This window comes from Actinoplanes sp. NPDC020271 (genome assembly GCF_044388125.1).
In the GTDB taxonomy this organism is placed as follows: Bacteria; Actinomycetota; Actinomycetes; order Mycobacteriales; family Micromonosporaceae; genus Actinoplanes.
Map to the genome: position 1 here is coordinate 465,961 of NZ_JBIRWQ010000004.1, position 21,768 is coordinate 487,728.

The following is a 21,768-nucleotide window of genomic DNA, read 5'->3' on the forward strand; positions in this document are numbered from 1 at the left end:
GGCAGATCGAGCGCGACCAGGGCTTGGCGCCGGAGTTCCCGGCGGGCTGAATGCGTGAGCGCCGGAAGGGCCGGCCCCCGACTTCCCGGAGGCCGGCCCGCGCCGGTCGTCAGCTCAGCGCGAATTTCTGCGCCGCGCTGCCGTTGCAGTCGTAGATCTGCAACCGGGTGCCGTTGCCGGTCGCGCCGTTCGGTGCGTCCAGGCAGCGGCCGGACTGCGGGTTGAGCAGCGACCCGTCGGCCTGCTGCTGCCAGACCTGACCGCCGACCCCGTTGCAGTCCCAGAGTTCGACCTGGGTGCCGTCGGCGGTCCCGTTGCCGTTGATGTCGAGGCAGCGGCCGAGCGTCCGCAAGGCGCCGTTCGACTGGTGGAACCAGTGCTGGTCCACGGCATAGGACTGGCAGTCCCAGATCTGGACGGCCGTGCCGTTGCCTCCGCTGTCGTCGCCGGCCACGTCGGTGCACTTGGCGCCGGGCGTGCCGACGACGCCACCGGCGTTGAGCGCGAACTTCTGCGCGGCCGCGCCGTTGCAGTCCCAGAGCTGCAGCCGGGTGCCGTTCGCGGTCGCGCCGTTCGGTGCGTCGAGGCAGCGACCGGACTGCGGGTTGCGCAGCGAGCCGTCGGCCTGCTGCACCCACTTCTGCCCACCGGCGCCGGTGCAGTCCCAGAGTTCGAGCTGCGCGCCACCGGCGGTGCCGTTACCCACAACATCAAGACACCGATGGAGCGTACGCACGGTGTTGTCCGCGAAATGCGTCCAGCGCTGGTCCTCGGCGTAGCTCTGGCAGTCCCAGAGCTGCACCGCGGCCCCGTTCGCGCCGGTGTCGTCGGCGGCCACGTCCACGCACTTGCCGCCCGGTCCGGTGATCGTCCCGGCCGGCCCGTTCGGCACGTTCGTCTGTCCGGAGTAACCGACGGCGACCACGTTGGCCTGCACCGCGTTCTCGGCCGCGTCGGTCGGATAGCCGGCGACCATCGCCCCCTCGAACCACGTGCCACGGTTGCGGTTGCTGTTGTCCCCACCGATGCCGAGGATGATCCCGCCTTCCTGGTGCATCGGCTTGTAACCCGCCTTGTCGGTCGGCAGGGACCCGTTCCACCACGTCGTCAGCGCGCCCGATTGTGAATTTCCACCCTTGAGCGCGTACGTCGTCTGGCCGTTGTTCTTCAGAACGGCCGTCACGAAGGGGGAGTTGTTGCCCGGGTTCGGGTTCGACCCGTTGCCGCCCTGGAACATGCCGTTCTCCAGGTCGGCCTCGATCCACGGCCCGGAGCCCTGGCACGGCGCGAAGTAGCAGGTGGTGGCGATGCTGACGGCGTCCATGTGACCGTTGCCGGTGTCGTAGGGCGTGGACTCGGCGTTGCCGTAGTCGAAGCAGCAGTCCGAGCCGACGTGCGTCCCGCTGGCCACCATGTAGACGCCCTCCGGCCGGCCGTTCACCGCGACGCCGGACGCCACCCCGGTGTAGCGGTAGCCGACGCCCGGGGAGACCCAGAGGCCGTAGACCTTGTGGCCGCCGGCGGTGACCGCGATCTCGCTCGCGTCGGCGCCACGGTCGCCGCTGCCGGCCCCGCCGTCGGGTGCGATCGAGAGGTCGTTGTGCCGGCTGGTCTGGTCCCAGACCTTGGTGATCCGGCAGGTGGTGCCGTTGCAGAAGGCGTCCTGGCCGGCGGCGTCGGCATAGCCGCCGGCGGTGAGCGTCCCGACGTCGTGGGTCGCGCCGTCGGAGGCCCGGGTGACCTGGTAGAGGCGGCCGCTGTAGGCGCCGAACAGGGCCCGGGTGGTGCTGTGCGCGGCAACGCAGGACGTGCCTGCCGCGGCGTAGATGTCACAGGGCTGGGAACCGGCCGCGACGGCCGGGGCGGGTGCCGCGAGCAGCCCGGCGATCAGGCTGACGGCCGCGGCTGCGAGCAGGGCGAGAGAGCGCTTTCTGGACATGGTCGATCGGCTCCTGTCGGTGGGAACGGAGCGGGAAGGACATCGATGAACGTCAGGTCATCGATGTTTCGAAAATTACGCCGACCTGATCGAACGAGTCAATATGCGGTCACTGATGTTCGATAATGTTTGTTGCCTACACCGGGGCGGCCGGGCGCTCGGGCATACTTGGGCGCAGTCCAACCCGGCCCCGGCGCGGTCCCCGCGACCGGGCACCCCAGCCCCGTTCCGGCGCGACCCCGGCCGCTCCAGGTATGGCCGGAACGGTTCGGGCGGCGCGGCACGGAACGGGCCGGCCTCGGATGCGCGCCGCCGTGAGCCACGGGAGCGGGCTCACGGCGTACCGAAATCGGGGGTTATCGCATTTGGGAGACCCGGTTGCGCAGATCCTGGGTGCGGCGCCGGCTCTCGCTCGTGGCGCCGAGGAAGATCAGGACGATGCCGACCGGGACCAGCATGAGCCAGGGGCCACCGAGGCTGAAGATGAACTTCAACGCGGCCACGATCGTCGCGACCGCGCCGATGACCACCGGCGCCTGCTGTCTCGTGCGGGAGCCGATGATCAGCGTGGCCACGCCGCCGAGCAGGAGCAACACTTCGCGGACGTCCTTGTGGCCGCCGCCGGTGATCACCAGCGCGATCGACGGGACGAACGCGGCCAGCAGCGCCGGCCCGTAGGCCGCCCAGCTGCTCAACTCGGGGCGGTGGTGGGCCTCGACGATGCCGACGGCGAGGGCCAGGGCGGCGAAGGGCAGCGTGTACGCCTCCGGCAGCGCCACCTCGGCGAGCGCGATGAACAGCCACCAGCCGACGATCTCGAAGCCGACCGCCGCCCAGAACAGCATGCGCCGCTGACCGGCCGTCCGGTCCGGCCGGGACGCGGTCAGGCCGAGCACCGCGCCCCAGGCGGCGAGCAGCGCGGCCAGGTGCGCCGGCGAGTCGAAGGCGAGCGCCCCGGCGATCGCGGCCGACGCGTAGCCACTCCACTCGACGGTGACCGCCTCGGCGCGGAACTGGGCCAGGCCCAGCCGCGGCAGCAGCGACTCCAGGGCGAGCAGCCCGGCGCCGACGGCGAGCACGCCGAACGCCGCCCAGTGCCGGTCCAGCCCCAGCGAGATCGCCCCGGCCAGCACGAACATCTGACCCATCAGCGCGGCGAAGAGCCAGCCCAGAAGGCGGGCGGTCGACGTGCGACCGGCGATGGCGGCGACCAGGCCGACGCCGACCGCGGCGCCGAGCGTGAACAGTGTCAGGTCGGAGCGGGCCAGGCTGCCGGACAGTCCGGCGCCCCCGGCGAGCAGGCCGATCACGAACACCACGGTCCGGGTGCCGCGCAGCATCGGCGACCGGCTGGCCACCGGTGGCAGGGTCAAGGCGAGGCCCAGCATCGAGATCGTGAAGACGGCCAGCGCCGCGCCGGTCGCCGCCGGGAAACCGGCGTGCAGCGCGATCGGGGTGATCAGCAGGGTCAGCGCCACACCGGGCAGGATCACCGGCACGGTTTCCGCCGGGCGTCCGCCGAAGCCGAGCGCGGCCAGAGTGGCCGCCCCCGTGAGCAGGACCGCGGCGAGCGCACTGGTCGCGTCGACGTTGCCGGCGTCCGGGGTCAGCAGGGCCGGCACCGGGCCGTCCCAGATCGCACCGAGCTGCTTCAGCGGGTCCAGCAGGGCCGCGCGCAGGGCCGGGGCCAGCGAGAACAGCGCCAGCACGGTCGGCAGCAGGGCGAGCATCACGGCGCCGGTGGCCGGGTCGCTGCGCCAGCGCTGGAACAGGCCGCCCCCACGCAGCCGGCGGGCCCGCTGGTAGCGGATGTCGCCCGCCGGGAACTCGTCGACCACCTCCGGGCTCAGCGGGGCCGGGACCGCGCCGCGCAGCATTTCCGCGAGCACGCCGAGCAGGGCGGCGGCCGCGGCGTAGAGCGCGGTGGGGTACGACGTCGGCACCGAGACCAGCGCGGTCACGGTCGCGCCGAGCACCAGCCCGATCGTCGCCCACGGCAGGTACTGCGGGACGTGCCGGCCGAAGAGCGCGAGCAGCGCCAGCCCGAGGCTCGAACCGGCCAGCGCGGCGGTCAGCACCACCTGGGCGCTGTGCCCCTGGTCGGCGGCGAACGAGGCGAGCGCGCCGGGCAGCGCGAGCAGGACGGCCCCGGTCGCGGCGCCGCCGATCTGCGCCCGGTGCGGGAGCAGCAGCGTTTCCCGGCCGCGGGCGGTGACCGCCACCAGCGCACCGAGCAGCACCACGGCGAGCAGCACCATCCCGGTCGACCACGGGCGGGCCAGGCCGACCACGGCGGCATGCAGCAGAACCATGGCGGCGACCACGGCACGCGCCCGGGCCGCCTGCGGCTCCTGGGTGGCGAGGCTGGCCAGCGCGTACGCCGTGGCGACCGCGGCACCGATCAGCAGCGGCGACCACCAGGGCAGCCCGAGGGCCCACGGCGCGCCCATCGTGGCCAGCGCGGCGCAGGTTCCGGAGGCGTAGTGCGACCACGGTTTCGGCAGCGCGATGGCGGCCGTGATCGCGACCAGGACCAGCGTGAACGGGGCCTGCCAGGCGCCGGGCGGCGGGTTGCTGACGAAGTGGTCGACGTCGGCCGCCCAGAGCGGGCCGGGGGCGGAGAGGATCCGCAGGCTGCCACTGACCGCCTGGACGGCGGCGAGCCCGGCGACCACCAGCGCGGCGATGCCCAGGCCACGGGACGGGCCGCGTTTCCAGTCCTCCATCAGCACGGTGACACCCATGCCGACCAGCAGGATCACCACGCCGGCGACGGCCAGCGGAGCGCTCGGGAAGGCCAGCGCGGCAACCCGGGCCAGGGCGCCGCAGATCGCGACCGTGGCGGCCGCGGCGGCCCAGTCCGGCCCGTCCATCATCCGGTCGGTGCGGCCGCGGTCGTCGATCGTCTTCGCGAAGAACAGCAGCAGCGCGGCGGCCAGCAGCAGCGCGCCGACCGCGACGTCGGCCGGGGCCCGGCCGGGTGCCACGATCGCGGCGGCGGCCAGCGCGAGCGCGCCCAGGCCGGTGCCGGCGGTCAGCGGGAGGCTGATCTCCCGGCGGGCGACCTGGAACACCGCGGCGTAGCTGAGCGTGCCGGCCACCGCGAGGAAGCCCGCGGCCAGCGCGGGAACGGTCGCCGCGGCGGTCGGCGGCGGGCCCTGCCCGGTGTCGGAGATGGCCAGCGCGGCGGTCACCGCGGCCCCCGGGATGGCCAGCGCGGCCGCGCCGGACGCCCAGTCGCCGATCACGAACGCGTAGATCTTGAACGGGATCTGCCGGGCCGCGAACGTCACCATCACCCCGGCCCCGGCCAGCGCGGTCAGCACCGCGGCGGTCAGCCAGGTCGCGGCGAGCGCGGCCCCGGCCCCGAACAGGCCGACCAGCCCGGCCGCGGCGACGTGCGTGATCGCGATGCGCCGGGTCGTCGACCACAGGCCACCCGCGCCGATCGCGATCGCCACCAGCACCAGCGGCCAGGGTGCCTCGGACCAGTTCAGGCCGAGCGAGGCGGGCACCGCGAGGCCGGTCATCGCCACGCCGAGCACCGCGCCCTCGTGCCGGATGCCGGCCGGTAGGGCGAGCGCGGCCGCGATCGTCACCAGCAGCGCGGCGAACACCAGCAGCCAGCCGGACGGGCCGACCGCGTCGGAAAGCGTCCGGGCGTAGTCCGCGGTGTCGGCGTGCCAGATGGGGCGGGCCGCGGCGACCGGGGCGATCGCGGCGCGGATCGCGTCGATCGCCACGAACAGGCCGATCAGGGCCAGGGCGCCGGTCGACGCGTACTGCGGACCGGTTCGCCCCTGCTCGGGCAGCAGGCCGGCCACGGCGCCGGCCAGCGCGACCGTCGCGGCCGCGACCACCAGCGTCCAGCGCGGGTCGACCACGTCGGCGAGCCGGGCCGCGGTGCCGATCACGGCGAGGGTGAGCACGCCACCGGCGACGTGCCGGACCAGTGGCTGGCCCAGCAGCTTGGCCGCGGCGACGCCGGTGAGCGCGGCGGCGATCAGGATCAGGCCGGAACGGAACGCGTCCGCGAAGACCTGGGCCTGCAGCAGGGCCACCGAGGAGTAGAGCAGCGCGCCCGCGCACGCGACGCAGAGCAGCGCGAACGTCAGCTCGCGCAACCAGTCCGCCGAGGGCGGCTCGGCCGGCGGGGCGAGCGGGACGGAACCGGCCGGCGGGGCGCCCTCCGGCCGCGGCCCGGGGAAGATCCGGGTCGGCATCCAGCGGCGGCGCTTCGGCTTGAGACCGGAAATGATCAGATCCGGCTCTTCCGGCTGTGACTCCGGCCGGGGATCGGGCTCGGCCTCCGTCTCGGCCTGCCTCGCCCGGTCGGCGGCGGTCGGCCGGCCCAGCGGCCAGCGCGGCACCAGCCGGCCCTGCCTGATCACCCGGGTGAGCAGGAGCAGGTCGAGCACGGCGACCGCGGTCAGGGCCAGGCCCCAGCCTGCCGGGCTCTCGATCCACCGGTACGCCAACAGGGGCGCGACCGGCTGGGTGGCGATCACCGTCGCGTACCGCGGGATGGCCAGCCGGGTCGCACCGGCATAGAGGAAACTCGCCACCGCCGTGACCGCGAACGTGATGCCCAGGTAGAACGGGACCGCGATCTCCGCACCGCCGCCCAGCGGGCTGCCGTGCAGCGTGTAGAGCGTCATCGGCAGCAGGATCAGGCCGATCGCGGCGATCGTCTCGGCGGTCGAGGTCAGCGTGCGGCGGGCCACACCGGGCGCCACGCTCAACGCGATCGCGGTGAACAGGGCCAGGATGACCGCGCGGGCCATCGGATTGGAGAAGGCCACCCCGGCGAAGACCACCGCGGCGATGCCGATCAGCAGCGCGCCGAGGCCGAGCAGGATGTTCTGCACCGATTGGGTGGACGCCTCCGGCCCGTGCTCCAGCGGAGCCATCGGTTTGCGGGCGGACCGGCGGGCGGCGCCTTCCGGCCCGTCGGCGGTGGGCCGGCGGGGTGCGCTCTTCGCCGGCTGTGGTGGTGGCTCCTCGTCCGGGCCGGCCTGGCGCGTGCCGGGCGGCGGCGGGGGCGGGAACTCCTCGGCAGTGCGGCGCGCACCGGCCGGGACGCGGCGCGACTTGCCGGCCTTCTGCTTCTGCGCGTGCGCCAGGATGTCCTTCTGGAACTGGGCGGCCTGGATCTTGCTGGCGATCTTCGTGCGGGTGGAGGCGGCCTCCATGTCCTGCTGTTTGAGCGCCGCAATCGAGGCGTCGATCCGAGCCAGCTGCTCGCCGTAGTCAGGCTCCTCAGCCTTCGCCACCGGTCCTCCTCGCCAGCGTGCCGCTCCGTAGTTAGAGCATGCCGGTACGCCACACCATTAGAACAGCCTCAACCGGGTGGAGATCTGTTGAAACGACCCCGAACCCGGCAGTGACCTCGCTTGCCCGTCAACCGCGGCGATATTCGGCACAGTCCTGTTCCATTGCTCGGCGTACGCTACGCGCCAGTAACATTGCGGGCGGGTTCGTTGAATAGGGGAAGGGCGAGGGACATGTCTGATTTCGACGTCTACCGGCTGCCGGAGGATCACGAGACCATCCGCGCCGCCGTGCGCGAGGTCTGTGACGCCCGGGTGGCTCCGAACGCGGCCGAGGCCGACGAGACCGGGGAGTTCCCGAAGGCGTCGTACGACGCGCTGCGCTCCTCCGACTTCCACGCCCCGCACATCCCGGTGGAGTACGGGGGCGCCGGCGCCGACGCGCTCGCCACCGCCATCGTGATCGAGGAAGTGGCCCGGGCCTGCGCCGCGTCGTCACTGATCCCGGCGGTGAACAAGCTCGGCTCGCTGCCGCTGATCCTGTCGGCGTCCGAGGAGCTCAAGCAGAAGTACCTGACCAAGGTGGCCGCCGGCGAGGGCATGTTCTCGTACTGCCTGTCCGAGCCCGAGGCCGGCTCCGACGCCGCGTCGATGACCACCCGGGCGGTACGCGACGGGGACTCCTGGGTCCTCAACGGCGTCAAGCGCTGGATCACCAACGCCGGCGTCTCCGAGTTCTACACGGTCTTCGCCGTCACCGACCCGAGTGCCCGCTCCCGCGGCATCTCGGCGTTCGTCGTCGAGAAGTCCGACCCGGGCGTCAGCTTCGGCGCGCCGGAGAAGAAGCTGGGCATCAAGGGGTCGCCGACCCGCGAGGTCTACTTCGACAACGTACGCATCCCGGCCGACCGCATGATCGGCGCCGAGGGCACCGGCTTCGCCACCGCGATGAAGACCCTGGACCACACCCGGGTCACCATCGCGGCGCAGGCCATCGGCATCGCCCAGGGCGCGCTGGACTTCGCCCTCGGGTACGCCAAGGAGCGCAAGCAGTTCGGCAAGTCGATCGCCGAGTTCCAGGGCCTGCAGTTCATGCTCGCCGACATGGGCATGAAGCTGGAGGCGGCGCGGCAGCTCACCTACACCGCGGCCGGCAAGAGCGAGCGCGGCGACGCCGACCTGACCTACTTCGGCGCGGCGGCCAAGTGCTTCGCCTCCGACGTGGCCATGGAGATCACCACGGACGCGGTGCAGATCCTCGGCGGGTACGGCTACACCCGCGACTACCCGGTCGAGCGCATGATGCGCGACGCCAAGATCACCCAGATCTACGAAGGCACCAACCAGGTCCAGCGCATCGTCATGGCCCGCCAGCTCCTCAAGTAGGCCGTCGGCCTGCGTTTTAGCAGGCCAATGGCATGATATTCCCCCCGCTCCGGATGCTGTCGCCGTCCGTCGGGTGCTGGCCCGCCGGCATCCGACGGCACGGCGTGGCACGTCCGGTGTGACGGCTGTGCCACCCTTGAGACACCCTTCGCCGACGCGCCGCGCCGGATAGTTCTTGAACCGGTCGACCAGGCCTGGCCATGTTCTTCTGTCCGACGATCGGTTCCTGCCAGGTGGCGGCGTGGGCATACTCCGATACCGTCCGGCGTGACCAGCCGAGACGGCGGGCGATCTGCCGGAAGCCAGCACCTTGAGTGAGCAGCCCGTGAACCAGGCGTGATGGGTTCGGCGGCGGCCGCCCCAGCAGGCTAAGCGAACCGACGGTGGAGATCCTGACGGTGCCCCACACCGCATCACTCTGTTTCCAAGGGCGAAGCACACCACATCCCATCCAAAATCATTGTTCTTGAGGGCAGGGCATGGGCAAGGCCTGGTGATACCTACCCATACTCATGTCGAGCGATGCGTTCGAGGTGCAGTGTGAGTGCGCGGCCTTGCCGATATCCGGCCGCTTTTGTCACATCCTCATCACACAGACAGCGATAGGCGAAGGCTGAAGACATCGGCCTGACCGCCCCTCCCCTGACACCGTCGCAGAGGCCGAGCCCGCACGCGCAGGGCGCCCGGCCGAAGGCCCGGGCGAGCAGCGGGCTGCTGAGACATCCCGGTACATCGTTTTCCACCAGCGCCTTCACGCGAGCCGTCTGGGCACTGATCCGGTCCCCGCCTCGTCGGATTCGTGCCTCTACGAGATTGAGAACGATCGTTGCGCTCGCAAGGACCTCCAATGCCTCAGGCGCCAGGTTACCGCCGGCACCCGCCAGGGCCTCTGTGTCATCAGGCCAAACAATCCGATGTACCACGTTGTTGAGCCTTAAGTCAGGCTCGTCGAGCGTTCGGAGGACAAGGTCGATGTACCGCAGGATGAGCGGGTGCGCCGACCGTCTGCCGACCGTCCGGCAGCAGGAAACCACGGCGCCGATAAGAACGTTTTCCACGGCGGCCGCGAGAACGAGGGCCTGCAAACCCAGGATCTGCGAGACCCAGGAACGGCTTTCCGAGATGAGGACGAGGAGTTGCCGGACTAGGACGTCAGGTAAGGGCTCGTCCCGGACGAGGGCCAAGTACGCCATGTCCTTCGTGCCCTCGGCCAAAGAGATCTCGATACCGATGTCCGGCTCTGGCGTTGTCTCCGGGCCCCCGCCTGGCACCGCCAGGCCCGTCAGGCGTTCGAGTAGACGGCACGCCTCAGGGCTCCCACTGGTCAGCGCAACCGCTGGTAGCAACCAGCCCAGCGATGCCAACGCCGAGCCGTACGCTTTCCACGTCGAGGTGTGCCGCTGGTGCCAGGCCAGTCCGCCATCTCGCCCGTGCTCGATTAGCTTTCTCCAGTCGGAGCCGAGACAGTCCCAGGCTTGGTCGCCGGCTGCGCCGAGGTGTCGAGCGATCGTACGACGCACTTGGTGAGGTGTTCGTACGAAGAGTGGTGGGACCAACCGGCGCCAGAGGTACCGCACGTGATCGTCATGGATCCTCGCAGGCAGCCGACGAACGAACGTCGCCCGTTCCCGATCGTCAGCGGCATCCCACGCCTTCGCCAGCCAGGCTGCAGGTAGGTCCGGTCTCATCATGGCAGTAAGACGGGAGAGCACGGAGGCTGCCTCGGAGGCGCATGTCAGTAAGCCGTCATTGGCTGTCTGCTCAAGTACGTTCTGCCAGGTGCGATCACGCCGATGGCTGTCCAGCATTCGGCCGACAACCTCACCGACGAGCGCGGGCGAACCGCGACGCGCGGCATGTGCGAATGGAAGCCGGGCACGCACCACACATACGCCGACCACGAATTCTCGTACCAACGGCTCGGCGAACCGGATCAGGACCTCACCGCCCTGGTGTATCCGCTCGACGATGACCAAGTGCTCCAGCTCCGCCAACCCCGTGATCATCTTGCTGACCTCGGCACCGTTTTCGGCAAGCAACACGGCAAGCGCCACCTGTTTGCGCTCATAAGTCAGAAGATGTCGCCCTAACCGCTCCAACGCGGCGGCCGCCGGAGACTGCTTTCGGCGGAGGCTGCGTGATGGTGTTCTGAGGAAACCGATGTCCCAGAGCCGCTGTGTGGCGAACGCCGTCGGCCCGTTGTCACTTAGTTCGGTACCGACCTGGTCGAGGGTGGTGGCGGCGATCGTATCGTTACGTTCCTGCCGCCGGACGCGTACGGCGTCGCCGACGGTCCGGATGTCGAGGCCACGAAGTTGCAGTGATCCGGCTAGACGACGTGCAGCACCCAGCCGGGCCCGGGCTGCAACCCAGTCAGGTGGGAGATGTGGCGGCAGACCCGCAAAGGTGAGCACGGCCTCCGGCCCCGCCATAGGCAGCCTTACTCGAATGTGGTGCCATTTCGACGGAGTCGAGCCCGGCTCCAGCAATGCAACGATCGGTATCCCGGTGAGCGTGAGCGTCTCCAGCCGGTCGGCCATGGACGATCCGGAGAACTGCATGCTGACCGGCTGATCTGGGCCATCAAGTCCCTCGATCAGTGCGACGACCTGCCTTCGACCGGCCAGGTCCTCGACAGTGCGACCCAGCGGAGCGTCCTCAACCCCTGCTGCCTGCACAGTTCTACGCACGGCCCCTGTCACAGCTTCGACGAGACTCTGACCTTGAAGATCGTCTTCTCCCACTATTACGCCAACCATCTGGCGGTCGGCCATCACAGCAGAGAGTCCTTGCAAAAACGCGCCTCGAGAGCCATCCGGTGCGGCCTCTACGAGGACCACCCCTTGCGAGCGCCGGTCGCGGATCTGCGCCGCGATGGCAACAGCTTGTGCGTGTTGGTGGCTTCGTAGATCGGCGTTCCGCTCCCCTGCCGCGGCTAAATCAGCTCGTCGAAGGGCGAGCATGCGGCGCAGCGCACGACGCCGAGTGCTGAGCAGAAATCCGGCGACGGCCGTGCCGGCTACAACAGCCGAGGCTGCGACGTTGACAGCGAGATCAGCACCCAGTGAGAGCCAGCCGCCGGTCATAGCTGCCGATAACGATCCGAGACCTACGAGCAGGCCGACCGCCAACACGATGAGCAGTCGAACGGTAAGTTGCTGTGACAACTCAAAAAGTGACGCCCAAGCATCGGTCAATCTGATCCGTATCGCAGGCCATCGGCGCATGCTCGACGCCGTCAGGGCCGGACGAGGCTTTGCGCGGCGTCTGCGATGGTGATGGTTCCGGTCACCGCTGGGTTGTCCAGCCCGACCGCCACGAGAGCACTCGCTGCCTCATCCGGGCTGAGTACGCGGCCACGGGGAATCTTTGCGCCAATCCGGCTGAAGTTCGCCTCCCTGCCGAGTTCACGGGCAATGCGCCGATAGTTCTCTGTTTCGGTAGTGCCCAGAGCTACGGCGTTGATACGGATTCCATCAGCTCCCAGAGGAGCGGCCAGAGCCTGCACTAATCCATGCAAGGCAGCCTTCGCCGCCGAGTAGCCCGGTGCGCGGTAGCCGCCGTACGCGTTGGTCGACGAAACCAGCGTGTACGACCGGTCCCCGTCCGCTTCGCGAAGCTGGTCAACGGTCGCCTGAATAACGGAGAACGCGGAGAAGAGGTTGAGCCCGACCGATCGACGCAGTGCGCTCAACGGAACCTTAGCCAGGTCCTTCGTGGACAACTCCTCGACGTCGGAGCCTCCAACCACGTGGAAGATCGCTTTGAGTCGGCCCGCTGTCACGAGCCGCTCAGCGGCATCCGTCGGGACTTCGTCGCCAGAGAGGTCGACCACCTGCCAGTCAAGTAGATCAATGTCGTCCGGCGGCGAGGCGATGTCCCAGCCGACAACGGCGAGACCGGCGGACTGCAGCCGCCGACAAAGGGCTTTTCCGATGTCTCCACCGGCGCCTGTCACCAGCGCTATGCGGTCGCCCTCCGGCATTGTGACCTCCTGGTCGTCCTCAAAACGCCGCGCCGCAGCTCATCAGCACTGGCCCGGTCATTCGTCTGATAGTTGCGCACCGCCGCGTTCAGACTGATGCCGAATGCCGCCACCTGGTCGGTCAGCACGCGCAGATCGGCAAGCCACACCGTCTCCGCCGCTTGCGCGGCAGTGACCGCCGCCGAACCCGGCTGGGTTGCAGGGGCGAACCCGAAGCCCGCAGTCTTCACGGCGTCCCGCGGGATGCCTGCGGGACCCGTGACCTCTGTTCCGGTTTCGCGCAGGGCCTCGACATCGACCCTCAGCCGTCCGGGTTGCATCGGCGCGCCCTTCCCTCGTGGGTGCGAAGTCAGCACTCTACCGGGAGTACACGAATGTCGATGCCACAGTTCAATCCCGCGGAGGGTCAGGCGGTCAGCTTCCGCCGAAATGTTCCCTCCGGAGCGTCTTCCTTCCATAATGTGGCGCGGGCGGCCTACGCCAGCTCGTCCAGGGCCACCTCCGTCCGCGACGCGCCTTCCTTGGTCCTCTCCTGGAGGCGTGCACGTAACTCTTCGGCTCGCTCTTCGGCTTTCTCCCGGGTTCCGCAGTGCTCCTGTTTGCGATCTCCTTCGCCGGTTTGCCGCCGGTCCAGTAGCTGACGCGTCCATCGGCGTAGATCCGGACCGGGTCATTGTCCCGGCGGCGGGTCACCTTCCGCTTGGTGGACACGAGCACCCACCCGCTCCCGCGGCTTCGGCTCCGGCTCCGGCTTCGCCGGCCCTGTTTCTCGTCCCGGCGGTGGGAGACCTCTGCTGGCCGGACCCATCCGCGCGGGCCTCGGCTCCGAATCATCGCGTGAGCATCGAGCGCGAGCTAGGGATGGTTCTTTGATGGCTGAGCGCGGCACGATCCGCCGGGTGGAGCATCTGACTCCGGTGCCCGGCCCGGGACCGGCGGGGCCGACCGGCGCGGACGAACTGCTGCGGGCGGTCGGCCGCGGCGACGAGCAGGCGTTCGCCCGGCTGTACGACCTGGTCGCACCCCGGGTGTACGGGCTGATCCGGCGGGTGCTGCGCGATCCGGCGCAGGCCGAGGAGGTCGCCCAGGAGGTGCTGGTCGAGGTGTGGCGCACTGCGGCCCGGTTCGACCGGGCCGCCGGGTCGGCGACCTCGTGGGTGTTCACGATCGCCCATCGCCGGGCGGTCGATCGGGTCCGCGCCGAGCAGGCGGCCGCCGAGCGGACCGTCCGGGCCGGGGCGGCGTCGCTGGACACGCCGTACGACGAGGTGGCCGATGAGGTGTCCGGGCGGCTGGAGCGTCAGCAGGTGCGTCACTGTCTGGACGATCTGACCGAGCTGCAGCGGCAGGTGGTCACGATGGCGTACTACCAGGGGCATTCGTATCCGCAGGTCGCGGAGTTGTTGAAGACGCCGCTGGGCACGGTGAAGACGCGGATGCGCGACGGGCTGATCCGGTTGCGGGACTGCTTGGGTGTGGAGGTGACGGCATGACCGCGGACATTCACTCGCTGGTCGGCGCGTATGTGCTGGATGCGGTGGACGATCTCGAACGGGTCGCGGTCGACCGCCATCTGCGTGAGTGCGACGCGTGCCGGATCGAGGCGGCCGAGTTGCGGGAGGCCGCGGCCCGGCTGGCCGACGGCGCCTGGTCGGTGCCGCCGCCGCGGCTGCGTGACAGCGTCCTGGCCGCGGTCGCGACGACGCGCCAGGTTCCGGTGGAGGTTTCGCGCCGGCCCCGGCGCGCTTACCGCTCGCGGTGGATCGCCGCGGCCGCCGCGGTGGTCGCCGCCATCGGCGCGGGCACCGGTGTCTTCGCTGTTCAGGAGCAGCGCGTACGCGATGAACGCACCGTCGCCGAGGCGGCTCGCGTCCGCGAGGCCCAGGTGCAGAGCATCCTCAACGCCCCGGATGTGGTGCTTCACGACCAGGCGTTGAGCAGCGGCGGCAAGGTCACGCTGGCGTACTCCCGGCTGCGTGACTCGGGGGTGATCCTGATGTCCGCGGACGCCGCGCCCTCGGACGGGCGGGTGTTCCAGCTGTGGACGGTGCGGGCCGGCGGGCCGGTGTCGGAGGGGGTGCTCGCGGTCGGCCAGACGTCGGTGGTGAAGGTGGTCGCCGGGATGTCGTCGGCTTCCGCGGTTGGTGTGTCGGTGGAGCGGCCCGGCGGATCGCCCACGCCGACGCTGATGGTGGCCGGCGTGAAAACAATCTGAGATTCGACCAATCCGCGGCCGGACCGGCTCCGAATCATCGGTGTAAGTGCCGATAAAGAGGAGCAAAACGATGCGTGCAACGAAGCTGACTGCCCTGGCCGCCGCGACCGTCTTCGCGATTTCCCTGTCCGCCTGTGGCAGTGACTCCGACGACAGCAGCAGTGGCGGGACGACGGCTGCGGCGCCGACGATGACCTCGGCGGCGCCCAGCATGGCCCCGAGCATGGGGGCCACCGACATGGTGAACTTCGGCCCGGGGTGTGCGGCGGTGCCGACCGACCCGGCCGACGCCGGCAGTTTCGAGGCGATGGGCAAGGTGCCGGTGGCCACTGCCGCGTCCGGCAACCCGCTGCTGTCCACGCTGGTCACCGCGGTGAAGAAGGCCGGCCTGGTCGACTCGCTGAACTCGGCCGACGGGGTGACCGTGTTCGCGCCGACCAACGACGCGTTCGCGAAGATCCCGAAGGCGGACCTGGACAAGGTCCTGGCTGACAAGAAGACGCTGACCAGCATCCTCACCTACCACGTGGTGCCCGGGAAGCTGACCCCGGCGGACCTGGCCGGCACCCACAAGACGCTGCAGGGCGACGACCTGACGGTGACCGGCAGCGGCGAGGACTTCAAGGTCGGCGCGGACAGCGCGTCGGTGATCTGCGGCAACGTGCAGACGGCCAATGCGAACGTGTACATCATCGACTCCGTCCTGATGCCGAAGAGCTGATGAGCCGGCTGCGCGGGGCGATCAGCGGGATCGTCGCGGCGGGCGCCGGGATCGCGGCCGCGGAACTGCTCGCGGCCGCCGTCCGGCCCGGTTCGGGTCCCCTGGTGGCGGTGGGCGGCGCGGTGATCGATGCCACCCCTACCCCGATCAAAGAATTTGCCGTACGGGAGTTGGGCACCCACGACAAGCCGGTGCTGCTCAGCGTGATCGGCGCCGTGCTGGTCCTGCTCGCCGCGGCCACCGGTATCGCGGCGGCGAGGTGGCGGGCCGCGATACCGGTCGGCGCGGGAGTGCTCGGTGCGGTGGGGGCGGCCGCCGCACTGGCCCGGCCGGCCGGGACCGTGCTGGACGCGGTCCCGGCCGTGTTCGGGGCGGCGCTGGCCGGGCTGGCGCTGTGGTGGCTGCTGCGCGAACCGCGGAACGCTGCTGACGACGTACGGGAAAATGGGGTTGATCGTCGGCTGGTTCTTCGCCTGTCGCTGCTGGCGGCCGGCGCCGGGGTGGCAGAGGTCGCGGGTCTGGCCGTTTCCGGTCAGCGCGAAACTGCGGCCGGCAAGTCCCGGGAGGCGATCCGGCTTCCCGCGGCGGCCGATCCGGCGACGCCGCTGCCGAACGGGATCGCAGCGGACTTCACCACACCGAACGCGAACTTCTACCGCGTCGACACCGCCCTGACCGTGCCCCGCGTCGATCCGTCGAGCTGGCGGCTGAGGATCCACGGGATGGTCGACCGGGAGATCGAGTTGTCGTTCGCGGATCTGCTGCGCCGGCCGATGATCGAACGCGACATCACCCTCAACTGCGTGTCCAACGAGGTGGGCGGCCCCTACATCGGCACCGCGCGGTGGCTCGGCGTGCCGCTCGCGGCGCTGTTGAAGGAGGCCGGTGTGCAGTCCGGCGCCGACCAGATCGTGGCCCGTTCGGTCGAGGGAATGACCATCGGGACACCGGTCGCCACCGCGCTCGACGGCCGGGACACGATGCTCGCGGTCGGGATGAACGGGGAACCGTTGCCGCTGGAGCACGGTTTTCCGGTGCGCATGCTGACCCCCGGGCTGTACGGCTACGCAGGCGCCTGCAAGTGGGTGACGGAACTGGAGCTGACCACTTTTGATCGCTTCGACGCCTACTGGGTCGAGCGCGGCTGGGGGCAGCAGGGCACGGTCAAGACCGCGTCGCGCATCGACAAGCCGAAACCGTTCGCCCGCCTCGAGGCGGGAACGGTGACCGTGGCCGGCGTCGCGTGGGCCCAGCGGCGCGGCATCGCCGCCGTCGAGATCAGCGTCGACGGCGGGCCATGGGTGAAGGCGGAGCTGCTGCCCACGGCATCGATCGACACGTGGACGCAGTGGCGGTTCAGCTGGAAGGCGACCGCCGGGCCGCACTCGCTCGCCGTGCGCGCCACCGACCGCAGCGGTGCCGTGCAGCCGGGAACCCGCGCGACCCCGTTCCCGGACGGCGCGACCGGCTGGCACACGATCAGCGTCACCGTGAGCTGAGCGAAGGTGATGGCGCCGAGGCGTCGTGACCGATCCGGGCCCCGGCCGGCTCCGAATATGTCCTGGCGCCGGCCGCCCCGCCGGCTGAGCTGACCATGACGGACACCGGCACCGCGCGGCCGGCCGGGAAGCCGCTGGGGGCCGGCCCACCCTGCCTGAACCGGCGTCGTCGCCGCGTGACACCCGGCGACCGGCGGCCGGATCGGGCCGGTACTGTCGCCGTGGGGGCCCGGGACTTGCCGTGCGGCCGCAGGCCAGGAACGCTAGTGGTGATCCCCCGGGAGAGGACCCTCGGTGCCGGCAGCTGCGCAGCACGTTCCTGTCTGTCGGCGTGCGCCGCGCCGGCTTCGCGTCTCGTTCCTCTCCGGGTCCGACGGCACGGCCGCCCGGTGAGCGACGAGGACGCACCGCACGATCCGGCCCGGCTGAACGCGCTCGCCCGCACCGGCTTGACCGCCGCCCCCGACCCGATGTTCGACCGGTTCGCCGAGATGGTGCGCAAGGTGCTCGACGTCCCGGTCGCGCTGGTGTCGCTGGTCAAGGAGTCCCGGCAGGTGTTCCCCGGCGCCCGTGGGCTGGCCGAGCCATGGATGGGTGAGCGTCAGACGCCGCTGTCCCACTCGTTCTGCCGGCACGTCGTGACCGGTGGCCGGCCGCTCGTCGTCACCGACGCTCGCCTCGACCCGCGAGTCTCCGGCAATCCGGCCATCACCGATCTGTCAGTGGTCGGTTACGCCGGGATGCCGTTGACCGACGCCGACGGCAACATCCTCGGGTCGCTGTGCGCGATCGATACCCGGCCGCGGCAGTGGACCGAGAACGAACTCGGTCTGCTGTCCGACCTGGCCGCCGCCTGTTCGGACAGCCTTCGTCTGCGCATCGCCACTCACGCCGCCGGCCGCCGGGAGAGCGCGGCCCGTGATCGGGAACTCGCCGCCGCCGCAACGGCCGTTCGCAGCGGGCTCCTGCTGCGGGCCAGCGTGACCCTGGCCCGGACCACCACGGTCAGCGACGTCCTGAACGCCGTCCAGGAGCTGCTGACCGGAACCCTGGATCCTGACTACGTCGGTGTCTCGCTGATCGACGTGGCCGGGCGGATCAACCTCATGTCCGGTTCGCTGCTGCCCGCGCCGATCGCCGAGCGCTGGGCCGATTATTCGCAGAGCGCCCGATCGCCGTCGGCGCTGGCGATCCGGTCCGGGCGGCCGGTCGTCCTGCCCGACCTGACCGCGGTCGACGATCTGGCGTCCGACGCGGCGCCGGCCTTCGCCGAGATGGGCTGGCAGGCCGCCGCGAGCGTGCCACTGCCCGGCACGGACGGCCCGATCGGGGCGCTGACCCTCGCGTGGAGGCTGCCGCACACCGCCGACGACGGCGAACAGACAGTCCTCGCGGCGCTGGCCGGCTACGTCGCTCAGGCATTGCAGCGCGCCGAGTACCTGTACTCCCGCGAACAGGTGGCCACCCTGCTGCAGCAGGCGATGCTCAGCGACCTGCCCGAGGTCGCGCCGTTCGAGCTGGCCGCCCGTTACGCCCCGGCGGCCCGGGGCGAGGACGTCGGCGGTGACTGGTACGACGCCGTACGCCTGGACGCCGACCACCTGGCTCTGGTCGTCGGCGACGTGGCCGGGCACGACATGCGCGCCGCCGCCCGGATGGGTCAGCTGCGCAGCATGCTGCGCGCCTACCTGGCCGACCGGCACGAACCCCCGTCGGCTCTGCTGCGCCGGCTGGACAACGCGATGGAGATCCTCCACGACCGGACGATGACCACCGCCGTGCTCGCCTACGTGCTCCGGGACACGGCCGGATACCGGCTGCAATGGGCCAACGCCGGTCACCCGGCGCCGCTGCTGATCGAGACCGACGGCACGGTCAGCACGCTCGCCGGGCGGGACATCATGCTCGGCGTACGGCGGCACAGCCCGCGCACCGATCACAGCCGGATCCTGCCGCCGGGCGCGACCGTGCTGATGTACACCGACGGGCTGGTCGAGACCCGCACCGATGTGATCGACGACCGCAAGCAGCAGCTGCGCGAGATGCTGAGCGGCCTGGCGCAAGCGACGCTGCCGGATCTGCTCACCGCGACCCTGGCCCGGTTCGCCGGCCAGGACCACGAGGACGACATCGCCCTGCTCGCCCTGCGGATCCCCGACGCCGGGGACGGTCGTGTTCCAGCGGGCGCATGAGGTTCCGGCCACCGCTCATCGCCCGTGGTGACCAGCGAAGGCTCACGCGATGCCCGGCGGCGGGCCGGTCGCCGAGGCACCAGCGCTCGGTGAGCCCACGCGATGCGGGAGTCGCATCTCGCATGCCGGAGTGGGGCCGGGCCTCGCGTGGCCGTGCCACGGGACCCGGCTCACGACGTACCGGAAAGCAGTCGAAGCCCGGCCGGAGCGGAGCCGGCGGCGACCGGATCAGCCCAGGAGTTTGGCGCGCAGCGCCGCGTCCTTCTCCCCGACCAGCTTCTCCAGGCCGGTCTGGAAGTCCGACATCTTCCGCCGGATCGCCGGGTCGGACGCGCCGAGGATGCGCACGGCGAGCAGGCCGGCGTTGCGCGCGCCGCCGATCGAGACGGTGGCGACCGGGACACCGGCCGGCATCTGCACGATGGAGAGCAGCGAGTCCATGCCGTCGAGGTGCTTGAGCGGCACCGGGACGCCGATCACCGGCAGCGGGGTGAGCGCCGCGACCATGCCCGGCAGGTGGGCCGCGCCGCCGGCGCCCGCGATGATCGCCTGGATGCCGCGGCCGGCCGCGGACTCGGCGTAGTCCACCATTTTGCGGACGGTCCGGTGGGCGGAGACGACACCGACCTCGAACGGCACCTCGAACTCGGCGAGTGCCTCAGCGGCCGCCTCCATCGTCGGCCAGTCCGAGTCGCTGCCCATGATGATGCCGACGACGGGTGCCATCATTCACCTTCCTGAAGCCACTTGGCGGCCCGGCCGGCCCGGGCGCGCACCTCTTCCAGCGAGTCACCGAGCACGGTCACGTGTCCGATCTTGCGGCCGGGGCGGACCTGCTTGCCGTAGAGGTGCACGCGCGCGTCCGGGATCTCGGCGAACAGGTGGTGCAGACGCTCGTCGATGGAGATGCCGCCCGGCTCGCCACCCAGCACGTTCGCCATCACGACGACCGGCGCGGCCAGCGCGGTGGAACCCATCGGGTAGTCCAGGACAGCGCGCAGGTGCTGCTCGAACTGCGACGTCCGCGCGCCCTCGATGGTCCAGTGGCCGGAGTTGTGCGGGCGCATCGCCAGCTCGTTCACAACGATGCCGGCGTCGGTCTCGAACAGCTCGACCGCGAGCAGGCCGACCACGCCCAGCTCGGTGGCGAGGTCGATGGCGAGCTGCTGGGCGCGGAGCGCGACGTCGTCGGCCAGGCCGGGAGCCGGCGCGATCACCTCGACGCAGATGCCGTCCCTCTGCACGGTCTCGACCACCGGGTACGCCGCGACCTGCCCGAACGGCGACCGCGCGACCAGCGCCGCCAGCTCGCGGCGCAGCGGCACCTTCTCCTCGACGATCAGCGGGATGCCGGTCGAGACCAGATCCTCGGCGGCCTCGCGGGAGCCGACCATCCAGACGCCGCGCCCGTCGTAGCCGCCGCGGGTCGCTTTCGCCACGACCGGCCAGGAGCCGCCCGCGAAAGCTTCGATCTCGTCGGCCGTGCTGACCCGCGCCCACCGCGGCACCGGGGCGCCGAGCTCGGCCAGACGCTCCCGCATCCTGCCCTTGTCCTGCGCGAAGACCAGCGCTTTCGACCCCGGGAAGATCTTCACGCCCTCGGCTTCGAGGGCGTTGATGTGCTCGGTCGGCACGTGCTCGTGGTCGAACGTGACGGCATCGCACCCCTTCGCGAACTCGCGCAGTGCGGCGAGGTCGGTGTGCGACCCGATCGGGACGTCGGCCGCGACCAGCGCGGCGGAGTCGTCAGGCTTCTCACTGAGCACGCGCAGTGACTGGCCGAGGGAGATCGCGGCCTGGTGGGTCATCCGGGCCAGCTGGCCTCCGCCCACCATGCCGACTACGGGCAGACCGGTTCTGGTATCCATCGCCCGCCCAGCCTAGCGACGCCTTTTCCCCGACCGGAAATCAACCCCGTTTCCCGCGTACGGCCGTAGGCCGCCATCAATCGCACAAGTCGGCTGACGTGGTCGACCAGGGTGACCACTACGATGGGCGCATGAGCGCAGAGGCATTCGCAAGGTCCGTGCCACCTGTCGTCACGCTCAATCACCTCACCGACATGATCGAAGCTGACGAATACGGTCATCGATTCGAGCTGAGTCCCGAAGGAGCGATCACCATCACCCCGCCACCGGACACCGAGCATGCCGGAATCGCCAGCGACTTGTTCGCATGGCTTCTTGCCGCCGGATGGCCGGCGCGGCAAATCCTGCAAGCGGTCGGAGTGCGGATTTCGCTGTCGGACGGCGACGGCGGGCGCATCCCGGATCTGACCCTCTGGGCGCAACGGCCGCAAGGAATCTGGCCGCCGGTCACTGATCTGCTGCTGGCAGTCGAGATCGTCTCGCCCAGTTCCCGATCCATGGACCGGGATCTCAAGGTCAAGGAATACGCCGAGGCGGGCATCCCTCGCTACTGGGTGGTGGATCGCGATACGGCCAACACCGTGACGCTCTACCATCTCGCCGACACCGGCGCCTACGACTTGGTGACCAAGCTTCCGCTGGCCTGGCTGCTGCAGTCGTCGCCCGAGGATCACCTGCCTCCGGCAAACTGAT

At 70.6% G+C, this 21,768-nt stretch carries 14 protein-coding genes; 7 read left to right on the top strand and 7 right to left on the bottom strand.

From position 1 onward, the window contains the following. Positions 1–109: 109 nt before the first annotated feature. Positions 110–1,939, bottom strand: coding sequence for an arabinofuranosidase catalytic domain-containing protein (locus ACH442_RS12325; RefSeq protein WP_396338016.1), 1,830 nt, complete (start codon positions 1,937–1,939; stop codon positions 110–112). A 356-nt stretch (positions 1,940–2,295) separates the two neighbouring features. After that, the gene (locus ACH442_RS12330; RefSeq protein WP_396338017.1) at positions 2,296–7,212 is read right to left on the bottom strand and encodes an SCO7613 C-terminal domain-containing membrane protein; all 4,917 of its coding nucleotides are present in this window, start codon (positions 7,210–7,212) and stop codon (positions 2,296–2,298) included. A 231-nt stretch (positions 7,213–7,443) separates the two neighbouring features. Between ACH442_RS12330 and ACH442_RS12335 the strand changes: the two genes are divergently transcribed. Then, complete coding sequence (locus ACH442_RS12335) at positions 7,444–8,595, top strand: acyl-CoA dehydrogenase family protein (RefSeq protein WP_396338018.1); 1,152 nt, start codon at positions 7,444–7,446, stop codon at positions 8,593–8,595. A 500-nt stretch (positions 8,596–9,095) separates the two neighbouring features. Here the strand turns inward: ACH442_RS12335 and ACH442_RS12340 are convergent, their stop codons facing one another. Genes ACH442_RS12340 through ACH442_RS12350 form a run of 3 tightly spaced genes read right to left on the bottom strand, consistent with a single transcriptional unit; the run spans position 9,096 to position 12,900 of the window. Next, complete coding sequence (locus ACH442_RS12340) at positions 9,096–11,792, bottom strand: hypothetical protein (protein WP_396338019.1); 2,697 nt, start codon at positions 11,790–11,792, stop codon at positions 9,096–9,098. A gap of 41 nt (positions 11,793–11,833) precedes the next feature. Beyond that, on the bottom strand, positions 11,834–12,580 hold the full coding sequence (locus ACH442_RS12345) for an SDR family NAD(P)-dependent oxidoreductase (protein ID WP_396338020.1): 747 nt from the start codon (positions 12,578–12,580) through the stop codon (positions 11,834–11,836). Further along, positions 12,559–12,900 (bottom strand): hypothetical protein, encoded by a 342-nt coding sequence (locus tag ACH442_RS12350; RefSeq protein ID WP_396338021.1) that lies wholly within the window; start codon positions 12,898–12,900, stop codon positions 12,559–12,561. Before ACH442_RS12350 ends, ACH442_RS12345 begins: the two co-directional genes overlap by 22 nt. Positions 12,901–13,452: 552 nt before the next feature. Between ACH442_RS12350 and sigK the strand changes: the two genes are divergently transcribed. The 5 genes from sigK to ACH442_RS12375 all read left to right on the top strand — a co-directional run bounded on the left by sigK (position 13,453) and on the right by ACH442_RS12375 (position 19,207). Then, positions 13,453–14,073, top strand: coding sequence for an ECF RNA polymerase sigma factor SigK (gene sigK, locus ACH442_RS12355; RefSeq protein WP_396338022.1), 621 nt, complete (start codon positions 13,453–13,455; stop codon positions 14,071–14,073). Further along, complete coding sequence (locus ACH442_RS12360; RefSeq protein WP_396338023.1) at positions 14,070–14,795, top strand: anti-sigma factor; 726 nt, start codon at positions 14,070–14,072, stop codon at positions 14,793–14,795. Before sigK ends, ACH442_RS12360 begins: the two co-directional genes overlap by 4 nt. 70 nt (positions 14,796–14,865) lie before the next feature. Next, complete coding sequence (locus ACH442_RS12365) at positions 14,866–15,516, top strand: fasciclin domain-containing protein (RefSeq protein WP_396338024.1); 651 nt, start codon at positions 14,866–14,868, stop codon at positions 15,514–15,516. Beyond that, the gene (locus ACH442_RS12370; RefSeq protein WP_396338025.1) at positions 15,516–17,015 is read left to right on the top strand and encodes a molybdopterin-dependent oxidoreductase; all 1,500 of its coding nucleotides are present in this window, start codon (positions 15,516–15,518) and stop codon (positions 17,013–17,015) included. Before ACH442_RS12365 ends, ACH442_RS12370 begins: the two co-directional genes overlap by 1 nt. A 389-nt stretch (positions 17,016–17,404) precedes the next feature. Then, positions 17,405–19,207, top strand: a complete 1,803-nt coding sequence (locus ACH442_RS12375; RefSeq protein ID WP_396338026.1) for a GAF domain-containing SpoIIE family protein phosphatase — start codon at positions 17,405–17,407, stop codon at positions 19,205–19,207. 228 nt (positions 19,208–19,435) lie between these two features. On the opposite strand, the gene purE is transcribed toward ACH442_RS12375, so the two are convergent. Then, entirely contained in the window at positions 19,436–19,933 is a 498-nt protein-coding gene (purE, locus tag ACH442_RS12380; protein ID WP_396338134.1) for a 5-(carboxyamino)imidazole ribonucleotide mutase, read from the bottom strand. Continuing rightward, positions 19,933–21,075: a 5-(carboxyamino)imidazole ribonucleotide synthase gene (locus tag ACH442_RS12385; protein ID WP_396338027.1), complete on the bottom strand. Its 1,143-nt coding sequence runs from the start codon at positions 21,073–21,075 to the stop codon at positions 19,933–19,935. The genes purE and ACH442_RS12385 overlap by 1 nt, the downstream gene beginning before the upstream one ends. A 131-nt stretch (positions 21,076–21,206) precedes the next feature. On the opposite strand from ACH442_RS12385, the gene ACH442_RS12390 reads away from it, so the two are divergent. Continuing rightward, the gene (locus ACH442_RS12390) at positions 21,207–21,767 is read left to right on the top strand and encodes a Uma2 family endonuclease (RefSeq protein WP_396338028.1); all 561 of its coding nucleotides are present in this window, start codon (positions 21,207–21,209) and stop codon (positions 21,765–21,767) included. Position 21,768 lies beyond the last annotated feature (1 nt).